Source organism: uncultured Campylobacter sp. (assembly GCF_938045405.1).
Taxonomy (GTDB): domain Bacteria; phylum Campylobacterota; class Campylobacteria; order Campylobacterales; family Campylobacteraceae; genus Campylobacter_B.
The window spans coordinates 1-13,584 of sequence record NZ_CALIMW010000061.1 but is presented as its reverse complement, the minus strand read 5'-3'; the positions used below and the strand labels follow the sequence as shown (position 1 = coordinate 13,584).

12 protein-coding genes are annotated in these 13,584 nt (G+C 47.9%); all 12 read left to right on the top strand.

The genetic code is table 11. The features are described 5' to 3' along the window. Positions 1 to 294: hypothetical protein (locus Q0140_RS02180; RefSeq protein ID WP_297961284.1), on the top strand; the 294-nt coding region annotated here is incomplete at its 5' end. 633 nt (positions 295 to 927) lie between these two features. Then, the gene (ispG, locus tag Q0140_RS02175; RefSeq protein WP_297961281.1) at positions 928 to 1,995 is read left to right on the top strand and encodes a flavodoxin-dependent (E)-4-hydroxy-3-methylbut-2-enyl-diphosphate synthase; all 1,068 of its coding nucleotides are present in this window, start codon (positions 928 to 930) and stop codon (positions 1,993 to 1,995) included. Positions 1,996 to 2,421: 426 nt separating this feature from the next. Beyond that, a complete protein-coding gene (locus Q0140_RS02170) occupies positions 2,422 to 2,589 on the top strand; it encodes a hypothetical protein (RefSeq protein ID WP_297961278.1) in 168 nt (55 codons plus the stop codon). A 149-nt stretch (positions 2,590 to 2,738) separates the two neighbouring features. Further along, a complete protein-coding gene (locus Q0140_RS02165; protein ID WP_297961275.1) occupies positions 2,739 to 4,823 on the top strand; it encodes a replicative DNA helicase in 2,085 nt (694 codons plus the stop codon). Continuing rightward, a complete protein-coding gene (locus Q0140_RS02160) occupies positions 4,795 to 6,963 on the top strand; it encodes a hypothetical protein (RefSeq protein WP_297961272.1) in 2,169 nt (722 codons plus the stop codon). Before Q0140_RS02165 ends, Q0140_RS02160 begins: the two co-directional genes overlap by 29 nt. A gap of 399 nt (positions 6,964 to 7,362) precedes the next feature. Then, positions 7,363 to 7,881 carry a hypothetical protein gene (locus Q0140_RS02155; protein WP_297961270.1) on the top strand — a complete coding sequence of 173 codons (519 nt, stop codon included), beginning with the start codon at positions 7,363 to 7,365 and terminating at the stop codon, positions 7,879 to 7,881. A 202-nt stretch (positions 7,882 to 8,083) separates the two neighbouring features. Beyond that, the gene (locus tag Q0140_RS02150; RefSeq protein ID WP_297961267.1) at positions 8,084 to 8,386 is read left to right on the top strand and encodes a hypothetical protein; all 303 of its coding nucleotides are present in this window, start codon (positions 8,084 to 8,086) and stop codon (positions 8,384 to 8,386) included. A 55-nt stretch (positions 8,387 to 8,441) separates the two neighbouring features. Continuing rightward, positions 8,442 to 8,981, top strand: coding sequence for a hypothetical protein (locus Q0140_RS02145; protein WP_297961264.1), 540 nt, complete (start codon positions 8,442 to 8,444; stop codon positions 8,979 to 8,981). Next, a complete protein-coding gene (locus tag Q0140_RS02140; RefSeq protein WP_297961262.1) occupies positions 8,978 to 9,514 on the top strand; it encodes a hypothetical protein in 537 nt (178 codons plus the stop codon). Before Q0140_RS02145 ends, Q0140_RS02140 begins: the two co-directional genes overlap by 4 nt. Before the next feature lie 35 nt (positions 9,515 to 9,549). After that, positions 9,550 to 9,699: a hypothetical protein gene (locus Q0140_RS02135; protein ID WP_297961259.1), complete on the top strand. Its 150-nt coding sequence runs from the start codon at positions 9,550 to 9,552 to the stop codon at positions 9,697 to 9,699. A 275-nt stretch (positions 9,700 to 9,974) separates the two neighbouring features. Beyond that, positions 9,975 to 12,056, top strand: a complete 2,082-nt coding sequence (locus Q0140_RS02130; protein WP_297961256.1) for an RNA degradosome polyphosphate kinase — start codon at positions 9,975 to 9,977, stop codon at positions 12,054 to 12,056. A gap of 130 nt (positions 12,057 to 12,186) precedes the next feature. After that, the gene (locus tag Q0140_RS02125; protein ID WP_297961253.1) at positions 12,187 to 13,212 is read left to right on the top strand and encodes a tetratricopeptide repeat protein; all 1,026 of its coding nucleotides are present in this window, start codon (positions 12,187 to 12,189) and stop codon (positions 13,210 to 13,212) included. Positions 13,213 to 13,584 lie beyond the last annotated feature (372 nt).

The following is a 13,584-nucleotide window of genomic DNA, read 5'->3' as shown; positions in this document are numbered from 1 at the left end:
GCGCTTGGTAGGATGCCGTCGCCAAAGCGGGGTAATGCGCTAGGGCAAGGTGCTGCGATGCGTTATGATGAGCGTTGGGCGAAGCCCGCTCCACAGCCGTACGAGCCTGCGCCTGAGACCGAGAAAAAGCGAGGGCTGATATTTTCGTCGCAGTGGGGCCCCGCCGCGCCGAAAAGTAAGTGGCAGCAGCACGAAGCCCCGACGGATGACGCTTCGTCGCGCAATGAGTCGGTGATGGATATGCTGCAGGACAAGATGAGCAGGGTCAAGGTGAATATGGAGCTAGTACGCTAACCTAGGCGGCACGCCGGCGCAATTTATATGCGTAGGCGGTTTAAATTTTGCTGCCTCTATAAGATCGCGATACTGGCGCGGTGTGCAAAACACGAACGGCTGACGTTTTTTTCGGCTTTGCCGCCGTGCGAAACAATGCCCCTACGCTGCAATTAAAAATAAAATTTTCATATTTCATCCATGCGCTTTGAAATTTCACGGCTGCATGCCGCGCTGCTAGGATAAACCAGACTGCACTCGTTTTGCACGAACGGGCACTGCGACGATACTGCGGTTACAATTTCGCCGAAATTTTAAGAGCTTAATTTTGTAATTTTACGTCGCAGGACTTCGCTTGCCTGCTAAGTTTGCGGAATTTTGCTTGGCTACGTGGTTTATTAAATTTCGCTTGCCATAAAATTTTGTATAGTTTTATTTGCTACCGGAATTTTTAGAATTTTATTAGATGGCGGAATTTTATAGAACTTTATTTGCTCAAATTTCGCGGCGAAATGAAATTTTTTGCAAGCGTAAAAGCAAAATTTAATAGGTGAAATTCTGCAGGCGAAATTCTACGGCGGCTGGCAAACGCGAATTATTAAATTTTAACCCCGTTTTGAATAAAATAGCGCAAAAAATTCTAAAGGCTTAAATTTGAAAAATCGCTATCCGACCCGCCAAATCTCCGTCGGCTCCGTCAAAATCGGCGGCGGCGCGCCCATCTCCGTGCAGTCGATGAGCTTTTCTAAAACGAAGGACGTGGAGGGCACGCTAGAGCAGATAAACCGCCTGTATTTCGCGGGCTGCGACATCGTGCGCTGTGCCGTGCTCGATAAGCAGGACGCGGATGCGCTCGCACGCATCAAAAGAAGCTCGCCGCTTCCCATCGTAGCGGACATCCATTTTAATTTTCGCTTAGCGCTGCAGGTTGCGGAGTTTGTCGATGCTATCCGCATAAACCCGGGCAATATCGGCGGCAAGGATCGCATCAAAGAGGTCGTGCGCGCGTGTAAAGCTCGCAGCCTACCTATCCGTATCGGCGTAAATTTGGGCTCACTCGAGGAGCAGTTTGAGCAAAAATACGGCCGCAGCGTGGAGGCGATGGTGCAAAGCGCGCTGTATAACGCCGCGCTGCTTGAGGATGAGGACTTTAGCGACATTGCGATCTCGCTTAAGACTTCGGATGCGCCGAGTACGGTGGCTGCGTATCGCGCGCTGCGCCCGCTGTGCGAGCATCCTTTTCATCTGGGCGTGACCGAGGCGGGGACGAAATTTCACGCGAGCATCAAGAGCGCGATCGCGCTGGGAGCGCTTCTGATGGAGGGGATCGGCGATACGATGCGCGTGAGCATCACGGGCGAGCTTGAGGAGGAGATCCGCGTCGCGCGCGCGATCCTGCAGGATGCGGGCGTGCAAAAAAGCGGCGTCAATATCATCTCGTGCCCTACCTGCGGGCGTTTGCAAAGCGATCTGCTAAGCGCGATCAAAATCGTCGAAGAAAAAACCGCGCACATCAAAACGCCGCTAAATATCAGCGTCATGGGCTGCGTCGTAAATGCGATCGGCGAGGCGAAGGGCGCGGACGTGGCGATCGCGTTCGGCAACGGGCGCGGCATCGTGATGCGCCACGGCGAAGTGGTCGCCAAACTCGATGAGAGCAAGCTCGTGGAGCGGTTTTTGCAAGAGGTCGAGGACGAGGTGCGGGCTCGCGAAGGAGCGTGAGAGCTGCGGCGCCTAGCGGCTTAAATATCGCTATGATTCGTAGCTTGGGCGGCTCGGCTCTGAATTTTGGTGCGCTTGGGTTAGTTGTAGTTTGCTCGGCATTTTAAGGTGCTCTCGGGCTCGTCGCGGTTCATTTAGGCTCATCGGTACAGCGCGTCTTGGCGTGAAATTTTAAAATTTCATCCTTAAGGCGGCGCTTTTAAATTTGAGCCTTTGGGAATACGGCTTGGAATTTTGGGCTTGAAATTTTAGCGCTGAAATTTCGTGTGAAATTTTTGAGTTTAAAATTGTAGCTTTGGAATTTCGTCTTGAAATTTCATTTTAAAATTTCAACCTCGCGATTTGAAGCGAAATTTTATAGTGCAGAATTTACCGCGCGAAATTTTAAGCGGTAAAATTCCGTGCCGCAAAGCGGAATCTTGACGGATGAACTTTCGATACGCCGCGAAATTTCATCCGGCTGGATTTCGTCTGCACCTAAAATTTAAGGCGAGCAAAATTCTAAGAGTCAAAATTTCAAAGGGCGAAATTTCAAGCCGGTGGAATTTTAAAGTCAAAAATTCCGAGGATGAAATTTTAGATAGCAAAATTTAAAGCGGTCGAAATTATACAAATTCCTCCCGATAAAATTTTGCTAAGAGGCAAGATTTAAATTCTATAAAATTTAAAATTATCGCGCCGCAGAGATTTGCGGAAGCGAGTCTGAAATTTTATAGAATTTAAATGCGAAACGAGGGGAAGCGATGGCAACGAAGCAGAATGTGCCTGCAAATTTATACGATCTGGATATGGAGCGCGCTATTTTAAGCTCGCTTTTGCAAAACGAGGACGCATACGGCGAGCTGAGCGAGATAATCTCGGTCGGCGATTTTTTCTACAAGCCGCACGCCGACATCTACGAGGCGATCGTCAAGTGCTCCTCGCACAACGAGCCGATCGCGCCGAGCTTCGTTAAAAAATGGCTAGCCGAGCGCTACGACGATGGCGCATTTACCGAGGTCGTAGCCACCAGCGGCGTAGTCGATGCCCCAAAATACGCGCTTGAGCTGCGCGAAAAATCGATCAAGCGCTCGCTAATCAAGGTCGCGCACGAGATCCCTTCGATGGTAAACGAAGCCGTGCGCAGCAAAGACACTGCCGATAAAATCAGCTCCAAAATTTACGAGCTCATCGACGAGGAGCGCCACGGCGGTATCAAAAAATCTCACGAGATCATCGCCGACGTAGTAGAGGAGCTGAAACGCCAAAAAGCGCTCGCAGGCTCGGAGCTCGTGGGGTTGGATACGGGCTTTCGCTTCCTAAACGACTGCACGAAGGGGCTAAAGCCGGGCGAGCTCATCATAATCGCCGCCCGCCCCGGCATGGGCAAGACTGCCTTTGCGCTAAATTTGATGATGAAAACGCTGCAAAGCGGCAAAGGCGTCGTATTTTTCTCGCTCGAGATGCCCTCCGTGCAGCTGATGTATCGCATACTAAGCGCGCTTAGCTCGATCCCGCTAAGCGACATAATGAGCGCCAAGCTCAGCGACGACGACTGGACGCGCTTCAACGACGCCTGCGACGCGGTGCTGAATATGCCGCTTTTCGTCTATGACAGCGGCTATGTAAACATCCACCAAGTCCGCACCCAGCTGCGCAAACTCAAATCCGCAGACGCCAACATCGAGCTTTGCGTGATCGATTACATCGGACTTATGACGAGCACGAGCAACTACTCTGAGCGCCACCTGCAAATCGCCGAAATTTCACGCGGACTCAAGCTCTTGGCGCGCGAGCTAAACATCCCGATCATCGCGCTGTCGCAGCTAAACCGCTCGCTTGAGGCGCGCTCGAACAAACGCCCGATGCTAAGCGATCTGCGCGAAAGCGGCGCGATCGAGCAGGACGCCGACATCATACTTTTCGTCTATCGCGACGAGGTTTATAAAGAGCAGATGGAGCGCGAGCGCATTTCGCGGCTGGAAGCCGAGGGCAAGGACGCGGGCGAGCCCGTGTTTAGGCGCAACGACTATCAGGAAAAAGCCGAAATCATCGTCGGTAAAAACCGCTCGGGCGAGGCGGGCAGGACGATCGAGGTGGGCTTTCAGGGCAGATTTACCCGCTTCGTCGATACGAGCTTCGGCGGCGAGCCCAGCGAGAGCGCGATCTTTAACGAAAACGACAATCTTGACTACGTCTCGCAGCTGCAAGATCAGGGCTTTGATGAGACCGCCGCGCCGCGCTTCGATATGCCGAATCCTGATGCAGCGCAAAATTTGCAGCAAAATTTCTCGGAAAATTTTATGCAGAATTCATCCGAAAATTTTACACAAGGCTCTGCCGGCGCCAGAAATTCCAGTGTAAATATCGACTTTGACGAGATGCCTAGCTCCGGTCAAAGCGATGCGCAGGACGGCGAGGAGATAGACGGCGAGTCTAAGCTTAGCGCAGAGCAGGGCTTAGCAGAGGTGCGTCGCGCGGCACAGGACGCACCGCAAAAGCAAGAATTTGAGGAGCAAAATTTAGATGATGCAAGAGCGGGCAGTGTCGCGCCCGAAACAGACGTGCATAAAAATTTATCGGGCACTCCGCAGGGCGTAAAAGACACATCGCGGGGCACGAAAGGCGCGCGGCAAGATGCAAAAGGCGTATCGCAAGGCGCAAAGAACACGCAGCAAGAGGACGCTGTGTATTTTGAAAACGGCGATGGCGATGAGCCGCCTTTTGAGCCGCAAGAGGACGAGGCGAAATTTAAACCCGCGCCGCCTTTAAATATCGAAGAGATGGGCATTCCAAAGATCAATGAGGCAAACAGGCTCGATGACGACGACGCGCCGCTGGATCTGTGAAATAGCGCTTAGGCTAGCGCTGATCGTTAGCGTTTTTTGCTTCGCGCTTTACGCGCAGGATTTCAGTGACGCGGGCTTTTGCGCGCTGGCGGCGTTTTGGGCTTATGCGCTATTTCGGGTGCTATTTAGCTTTTTTTACGAGGCTAAGCAGCGCGCCAATGCAGCGCTATTTCGCAGCGGCGGGACTTTGATTAAAATTTTTAGAGGCAGGCTCATAAGCGGGATTTTGGCCTTCGCGGGTGCGATCCTCCTAAGCGTCACTTTGGCGCTAGGCCTAGCGGATCTGCGCGGCGCGGAGCTATTCGTGACGCTAGCGGCACTGCCTGCAGCTCTTGCTCTGATGCGCCTAGCGGTGCTGAAGCTCAGTCTAAAAGAGATTAAAAATCCTAGAATTTTATCGCTCAAACTTAGCATTTTGCTGCTCGCCGTGCTTGCCGTAGCGGTAAATTTCACTCTAAATTTAGCCCATTTACGGCTTGCGGACGCTGCGGATTTAGCCGCACACGCTCAAAATTCCGCGATAAATTTTACTTCGTCCGCCCGCACCGCTTCATTCGCCGAAGACTCCGCAAGGAATGACGCTTCCGCGCCCGTCGGAAATTTGGCAACAGATAACGCCGCTAACGCCGCTAAGAATTCCGCGACGAATAACTCCGCCATAATTGTCGGAAATTCCGAGACGAGCAATGCCGTCAAGCCTGTAGCAGATGCCGCTAAAAATCTCACCGCTTCGCCCGCAAATTTTAAAGCGGGCTCCGTCAGAGCGGTGCAGGCCTCGGCTGAAAATTCAAAGGCAAATACCGCTGCCGCACCGCAAATCAACGCTAAAAATTCTACGACTAGCCCAGCCGCAGCGAAAAATTTAGCCCAAAATCCCGCCGCACCGAGTATGGCCGCCGACAGTTCTGCCAAAAATTCCGCGCCAAGCTCCGCATCGGTAGCCGAAATTTTTGAAATTTTAAAATCTACCGCGCCGCAAGCGCACTTCAGATCCGCTCTGCTAAATGAAATTTACGCTTTGAAATTTTACAAAAACGCGCTGTTTGATCTGGCGCTGTCGCAGAGCCCTAGCGCGCTAAAAATCGCTCTTTTGTTTCTGATCTGCGCGGGAGATTTCCTCTTTTACTGCGCGATCTTGCATCTTTGCGCCTTCGTGCTTTTTATGCCACGAGCCGCAGCCGCGCCCAAAATAGGGCGCTTTAGCGGCACGATATTCGCGCTTGCCTACGTCACGCTGTGTTTGATCTGCGCCGCGCAGACGCGCACGGCAGGCAGCGGAGCGGAGGGCGCACATCCTAAAAGCGCGGTCGAGACGGGCGTGCAGATCGTGCTGCAAAGCGGCGAGCGGCTGATCTTAAGCGCGCGAGAGGCGGACGCGCTAAGAGGCGAGCTAAACGCCACGCGCTTCGCTGCGGAGGCAAACGCCGCATCCGCGCTAAATAGCTACATCGACGCCGTTTACGACGAGGGCGCGAGGCTTAGCGCACAGAAAATGGCGGATTTCAATTACTCGTTTCTGAGCGATTATCTGGTGCTGTGGCACGGCGTGTGGGACGATGACGCGGGGGCGTATCTGAATGAGAAATTTGCGAGCTTTGTGAGCGAGAGTTTTCCGAAAGATTTTGGCGAAAATATCGCTAAAATAGCTGCGGCGAACGTCAAAAATTATGAGAGCTCGCTAAATTTTACGCTCAAAAAATACGGCGCGAAAATCGATCTTAACGTCACGCAGAGCTTCAGCCTAAAAAGCAAGGCGTATCGCGCGAGCGGGACGGGACTAGGGGCGTTGGGCGGCGTGCTGGGCGCAAAGCTGATAAGCAAGAGCCTCGCTAAAACTGCGGCTAAAACGGGCGCAAAGACCCTTACCAAGGCGGGCGCCAGCGCAACCAGCGGTAGTGCGGGGCTCGTGTGCGGCCCGGGCGCGGTGGTATGCGTGCCCGCGTTTGCCGTGGCTACGTGGTTCGGGCTGGATTTTGCGTTTGCCAAGGGCGACGAGGCGCTGAACCGAGAGGAGTTTGAAGCTGCGATCGTGCGCGATATGATGGCGGCGAAAGAGGAGCTAAAGCGCGCGCTGGCACAGGATTTCAACGTGACGATAGATGAAATTTCGAGTGAAATTTTAAATTTAGACGCGAAGTAGGGCAGCGGATTATGGAGCTTTCGTGCGTAGCGGGCGGCGGGCGGCGTGCATCAAAATGGGCGGCTCGGTAGGTACGAAACGATAGTGAAACTGGCGGCAAAAAATAGGCGGTGCAAAACAAGCAGCGCAGCGGGTATGCAATAAACAGCGCCTCTGGCTTTTGAATTTATAAAATTTTATCCCGTGTGAAAATACGGCGCGATTTAGACCCATTGCGAGCGAAATTTTACGGCGGATTATGGAGCTTTCGTGCGTAGCGGGCGGCGAAATTTTAAAATTTCATCTAAGTGCAGGCGGGTGGGATTACGGCACATTTATCGCGCCGCCGCGCCTCTTAAATTTTTTAAGAAGCAGCTAAAAATTTTTATATATAATTGCCGCTTAAAATAAGGAGTGCTAATGAAAAAATTCTATCTTAAAATTTCAGCATTCGCATTTATAGCGACATTTGCAGCGATCCCCGCTACGGCAGCGGAAGGCTTGGATTATTTATTAAAAACCAAAGAGGAAAAAGATTTAGCGATTGCTTGCGATAGCGGCGATGGGAAATATGGCGCGTGTATGAAACTGGCTGAAATTTTAACCAAAAGATGTGATAATGAAGATTTTAGGAGCTGCGAGATTGCGGGAGAGTTTTTATCGGCATTCGGACGATACAGAGACGCTATCACGCCTTTAAGCAAGGCTTGCGATGCAAATTTGATGTTGTCTTGCGTTTCGTTAATGACGACAGATATAGCAGCTACGGGAAATATCGATAGGGCGATAAGAAGCTTGGATAAAATTTGCGATGCCAAAATCGACGGCAGTGAGGAATATTGTAAATTTAAAAACGAGCTTGAAATTTGCTTAAAAGATACGGAATGCAATCCGATAAAAAGAGGCAAAGAGCTTCTAAACTGGATTGTGGAGCAATGATATGAAAAGTTTGGTGTTGATAGCGATGTTGGCATTCTAGTGTGCGTATGCTGGTTTTGGTTTTAAAGAAAAGGATTTAGCAAATTTACATTCGCTTTGCAATAAGGGCGACGGGAAATATAGTGCCTGTACGAAGCTAACGGATATATTATCGAAGCATTGTGATAGCGGTAATGCCGAAAAATGCGGAGAGTTCGGATATGTGCTATATGAGATAGGCAAGACTGAAGAGTCTATCGCACCATTAGAGAAAGCTTGCGATGCGGATTTGGCGTTTTATTGCTTTAAATTAGGATCTGATGAGCTTGGGCGCACAGATAATATAAATAGAGCGCATGCTAGTTTTTCAAAAGCTTGCAAGCTTGGCATTGAAGATGAAAAACTTCTACGAGTATCTTGCATGGCCGAAGATAAATTAAAAGAGTGTTTAAGCAATAGCGAATGTAATCCATTAAAAGTGATAGAAAGTATTTACTACACGGCTAAAAATATAATGCAAAATTAAAATTTTTAATTAAGGAGTAAAAGATGGCGAATCTAAAGAGAGGCAAAGAACGATAATGAAAAAATTCTATCTTAAAATTTGGGTAATTGCGTTTATAACGGCATTTGCGGCGATTCCTGCTGCAGCAAAATCGCATTTGACAAGCTTGATAAAGTTAGAGGATTTTAATAACGAAGAGCAAAGGATGCTTTTTAAATCCTGCGATTACGGTGACGGAAAATATGGATCGTGCAATAAACTCGTTGAAATTTTATCTAAAGAGTGCGAGGATGGTGATATGCGCTCATGTACTATACAGAGTGATTTTTTACAATCTTTGTTTAGAGAAGAGGAAGCTATGAAATATCTGATTAAGCTGTGCGATGCTAACCTTATCGAATATTGCATGGGGCTAGGTTGGGAAGATATAGAATTTAACGGCAATATACAAAGGGCAATTAGGAGTTTTGAAAAAGTATGCGATAGCAAGCTGAAGAATAGTGAGCTTTTTTGTAGAATGAATGAGGAATTAAAGAGCTGTTTAAAAGATAAAGAATGCAATCCGATAATAAAGGGCAAGGCTCTTTTAAAAAGAACTGTAGAGGAGCTGAAATGAGAAGTATTGGCGTTTTATTCTTATTGATTATGATATTGTCGTGTCCGTTATCTGCCAAATCTACGGCAGAGGAACAAAATCTTTATAACGAATGCAATAAAGGAAACGGCAAATATAGCTCATGCACTAAACTAATAGAAATTTTATCTAAAAAATGCGATAGCGGTAATATGGAAAAATGCGATGATTTGGGCTATGTTATGGGTTTAGAGCTCGGTATGCGTGAAGCGGCTTTTGTGCCTTTAGAAAAATCTTGTAAAGCGGGTATCGCAGCCTCTTGTTTTAACCTAGGAATTCATGATATTGCGATAAGAGGCAATGTCAAAAGAGCGGCACATAATTACACTATAGCTTGCGAAAAGTATTCAGAGCATCTAGAAAAAGAAAAAATATTTAAACTAAAATCTTGCGCGCTAAAGACGGCTTTAGAAAACTGCTTACGAGATGAGGAGGAACACGATCCCGTAAAGTGTGCGCTAGAAGCATTTAAAGAAATAACTGATAAATACAACGCAAATTCAATTAAGGAGTAAAAGATGGCAAATCCAAAGAAGGGCAAAGAGCAATAATGAAAAAATTCTATCCCGTAATTTTGGCGCTTTTGATCTTAATGATGCCGGTCGCGGTAGAGTGCAACCAAAGCGTAGCCGATAGCAAAGAGATAAAATTTACGTCGTTTTCTGATTCAAATTTATATCGTTTAGAGCGGCTGAAATGAAAGCGCTATTTTTAACTCGCAATAAAACAAGCGTGCAAATGGGTGCTTGATATGAGCGAGGAGGAGGAAGAGCAAATTTTATATTTGAGGCGGTATTTAAAGCTTGGCTGCAAAGACGGCAATGCGCAAATGTGCAAGGATTTAGGAAAAATAGGGAATTAGGGCAGAATTTTAAATACTAAATTGCCCCACTTGCAAGCTCATGAAATTCGGACTTTAAAATTTAATCTTAATTGGGCTATAATCTTAGAATTAATATTCAAAAAGGAGTTTTTATGCAAACACAAAATAATTTTATAAACCGCGAGTTAAGCTGGCTGCGCTTCAACACCCGCGTGCTGGAACAATGCAAAAAGGATATCCCGCTAATTGAAAAATTAAAATTTCTAGCGATTTACAGCACGAATTTAGACGAATTTTATATGATCCGCGTGGCGGGTTTGAAGCAGCTTTTTACCGCCGGCGTTATAACCAGCGGGGACGATGAGATGACGCCTCTTGAGCAGCTGCGCGCGATCCGCTCCTATTTAAGAAACGAACAAACCGAGCTTGAGCAGCAGTATTTCGGCATCCAAAAGGAGCTTTGCAAAAACGGGCTTTTTATCAAAAGCTACGACGAGCTACAGCCCGAGCTAAAGCCGGTAGCGGACGAATTTTTTTTCTCGCAGATAATGCCCGTCATCGTCCCGATCGCAGTGGATGCGACCCATCCTTTCCCGCATCTAAATAATCTCAGCTTCTCCCTCGCAGTCAAGCTCTGCGACGAGGGCGCGCCTGAGTCGGTGCATTTCGGGATGATTAGAATTCCGCGCGTGATTCCGCGCTTCGTACAGGTCGCACAAAACACCTACGTGCCGATCGGCACCATCGTAAAGCGCCATGCGGAGGAAATTTTCCCGGGCTATAAGCTCATCAGCTCCGCAGCTTTCCGCGTCACGCGAAACGCAGATATCGTGATCGAGGAGGAGGAAGCGGACGATTTTATGATGATCCTGGAAGCAGGGCTTAAGCTGCGCCGCAAGGGGGCTTTCGTACGGCTTCAGATCGAAAAGGACGCCGATGCCGAGCTTTTAGAATTTCTAAATTCTCATCTTAAAATTTTTTACAAAGATATATATGAATGCGCCGTGCCGCTTACGCTGGACGGGCTTTGGGAGATCGCCTCCAATAAGGATTTTTCCTTTCTAGCCCATCCTCAGTATCTGCCAAAGACGCTGCCCCCCTTTAACGAAAATACCTCCGTTATGAGCGCGATGGAGAAGGAGGATATCCTGCTGATCCATCCTTACGAGAGCTTCGATCCTGTCCAAAAACTCATCAAAGAAGCCGCCAAGGATCCAAAGGTCATCTCGATCCGCATGACGCTGTATCGCGTGGAGAAAAACTCGCCGATCGTCCAGAGCCTGATCGAGGCCGCAAGCGACGGCAAGCAGGTAACGGTGATGGTAGAGCTTAAGGCGAGATTTGATGAGGAAAACAACCTGCACTGGGCGAAGGCGCTCGAAGACGCCGGCGCGCACGTAATCTACGGCATCACGGGCTTTAAAGTCCACGCCAAGGTAACTCAGATCATCAAAAAAGAGGACGGCAAGCTAAAATTTTATATCCACTTAGGCACGGGCAACTACAACGGCTCTAGCGCTAAAATTTACACCGACGTGAGCTTTTTTACCTGCGGCGACCGCTTCGATAAGGACACGACGAATTTCTTCCACATCCTCTCGGGCTACAACAAAAACCGCAAGCTCGACAACCTCTCTATGTCGCCGATGCAGATCAAAGAGCGACTCCTTGCGATGATAAAAAACGAGGAGAAAAAAGGCTCTGCCGGCAGGATCATCGCTAAGATGAACGCTCTTGTCGACGGCGATATGATCAAGGCGCTGTATAAAGCAAGCACCGCGGGCGTGAAGATCGATCTCATCGTGCGCGGCATCTGCTGCTTGCGCCCCGCGCTTAAGGGCGTTAGCGAAAATATCCGCGTGATCTCGATCGTCGGCAAATACCTAGAGCACGCTAGAATTTTTTATTTCGCGCACGCGCAGCCCAGCCTATACATCGCGAGCGCGGATTGGATGCCGCGAAATTTAGAACGCAGGCTGGAGCTGATGAGCCCGATTTACAACGAAAATCTGCAAAACAAGCTAAAAGAAATTTTAAAGCTTCAGCTAAGCGACAATGAGCTTGCATTCGAGCTACAAAGCAGCGGCGAGTACCGAAAGATCGTGCCGAAAAAGGGCGAAGAGAAAATCGACGATCAGGAATTTTTAGAAATTTATTTCAATAAAATTTATAAAAATATCCGCAAGCATGACGAAAGCGGCACGGCGCTAACCAAGCTTTTGAAGGAGAGCTAGGCGCGGTCTCGGTTCTGCTAGGGCTAGCTATGTGCTAAGCCCACGCGCAAACCGAGATCATAAAATATTAAATGCAGAATTTTACACCGTGAATGCGCGAGTAGATTTACGGAAATTTTAAAGGGATTAAATGAAAAGATATCTTTATCTAGCCGTTATAGCTATGTTTTGCATGGGTGGAGTCTTTGAAGACGCGGATAAGCTCTATAAGGACGGCGATTATTCTAAAGCGATAAAAATGTGGCAGCGCAGCTGCGACGGCGGAGATACGCGAAGCTGCTATAGGCTCGGAGGTTTATATAAATTCGGCATCAATACCACGCAGAGCTATCAAAAGGAAGCGGACGTTTATAAAAAAGCTTGCGACGGCGGGGATATGACCGGCTGCTATGAGCTTGCAGGACTATACTTCGAAGGCTATGGCGTTAGACAAGACTATCAAAAGGCGGCGAGCCTGCACCAAAAGGCTTGTGACGGCGGCAATATGCTTTCGTGCGATTTGCTTGCAATTCTATACGAATCCGGTATCGGCGCCCAAAGAGACAAGCACAAGGCTATGGTTTTGCGTCAAATGATTTGCGATAACGGTGATGCAGATATGTGCAATAACCTTGCATATTTATATAAAAACGGCAACAAGGTCAGACAGGACTTGCAAAAGGCAGAGATTCTATATAAAAAAGCGGCTGTTTTGTACCAAAAGAAAGCTCAAATAAATCAAAAGAAATGCGATGAAGGCGACTTATATGAGTGCCAGCGCCTAGCGGATCTATATATAGATGGTAGGGGCGTAGAGAAGGATTTCAAAAAGGCTGCGGATTTATACCAGAAGGCTTGTGATGGCGGCAGGGCAGCGGCGTGCTTGATTCTGGGAGACTTATACAAAGCAGGCAATTACCAAAAAGCAGAAAGCCTATATCAAAGCGGGCTAAATTTGCTTAAAAATACTTGCGAGAGCGGGGATGCAGACTCGTGTAGTTATCTCGGGGATTTATACAAAAATGGATGGCACATTAAACAAGATAGATCCTTAGCAAAAGAATTTTACGGGAAAGCATGCGATTTAGCAGAGCAGATCGGCTGCGACGAATACAAGCAATTAAACGAAGCGGAACTCATCGATGATAAACACGGTATCGCACCGAGCGCGCCTTAATCCGTGAAGCTTGCATGCTTGCGCACGAACAAGGCTACGCAATCAGCGAGCTATCAATTTTTTAGAATTTTAAAATTCTAAATTTTATAAATTATCTTAGGCGCAGCTTCCTAGAAATACTAATCTGCCATGATGCCAGCTATATACTACGCGTAGATAAAATTCCGCTCACTTATGATAAAATTTTAAAATTTCTCAAGTTAAAATCTTAAAATTTACTCACTATCTCATCGCATGTATTTCATGAAAATACTTTTAAATTTAAAGTAAAAATTTGTAATTTTAAAAAATGTAAATTTAAGAGATAAAGGCGTAAAGCTGGGAATTCTTTAAATTTAATTAAGTTCTATAACTATAAATGATAAATAAAAT

Coding starts and splice junctions, on each gene's coding strand:
- Q0140_RS02160 (WP_297961272.1), top strand. CDS start 4,795: ATGACGACGACGCGCCGCTGGATCTGTGAAATAGCGCTTAGGCTAGCG.
- Q0140_RS02125 (WP_297961253.1), top strand. CDS start 12,187: ATGAAAAGATATCTTTATCTAGCCGTTATAGCTATGTTTTGCATGGGT.
- Q0140_RS02155 (WP_297961270.1), top strand. CDS start 7,363: ATGAAAAAATTCTATCTTAAAATTTCAGCATTCGCATTTATAGCGACA.
- Q0140_RS02130 (WP_297961256.1), top strand. CDS start 9,975: ATGCAAACACAAAATAATTTTATAAACCGCGAGTTAAGCTGGCTGCGC.
- Q0140_RS02145 (WP_297961264.1), top strand. CDS start 8,442: ATGAAAAAATTCTATCTTAAAATTTGGGTAATTGCGTTTATAACGGCA.
- Q0140_RS02165 (WP_297961275.1), top strand. CDS start 2,739: ATGGCAACGAAGCAGAATGTGCCTGCAAATTTATACGATCTGGATATG.
- Q0140_RS02135 (WP_297961259.1), top strand. CDS start 9,550: ATGAAAAAATTCTATCCCGTAATTTTGGCGCTTTTGATCTTAATGATG.
- Q0140_RS02170 (WP_297961278.1), top strand. CDS start 2,422: ATGAACTTTCGATACGCCGCGAAATTTCATCCGGCTGGATTTCGTCTG.
- Q0140_RS02140 (WP_297961262.1), top strand. CDS start 8,978: ATGAGAAGTATTGGCGTTTTATTCTTATTGATTATGATATTGTCGTGT.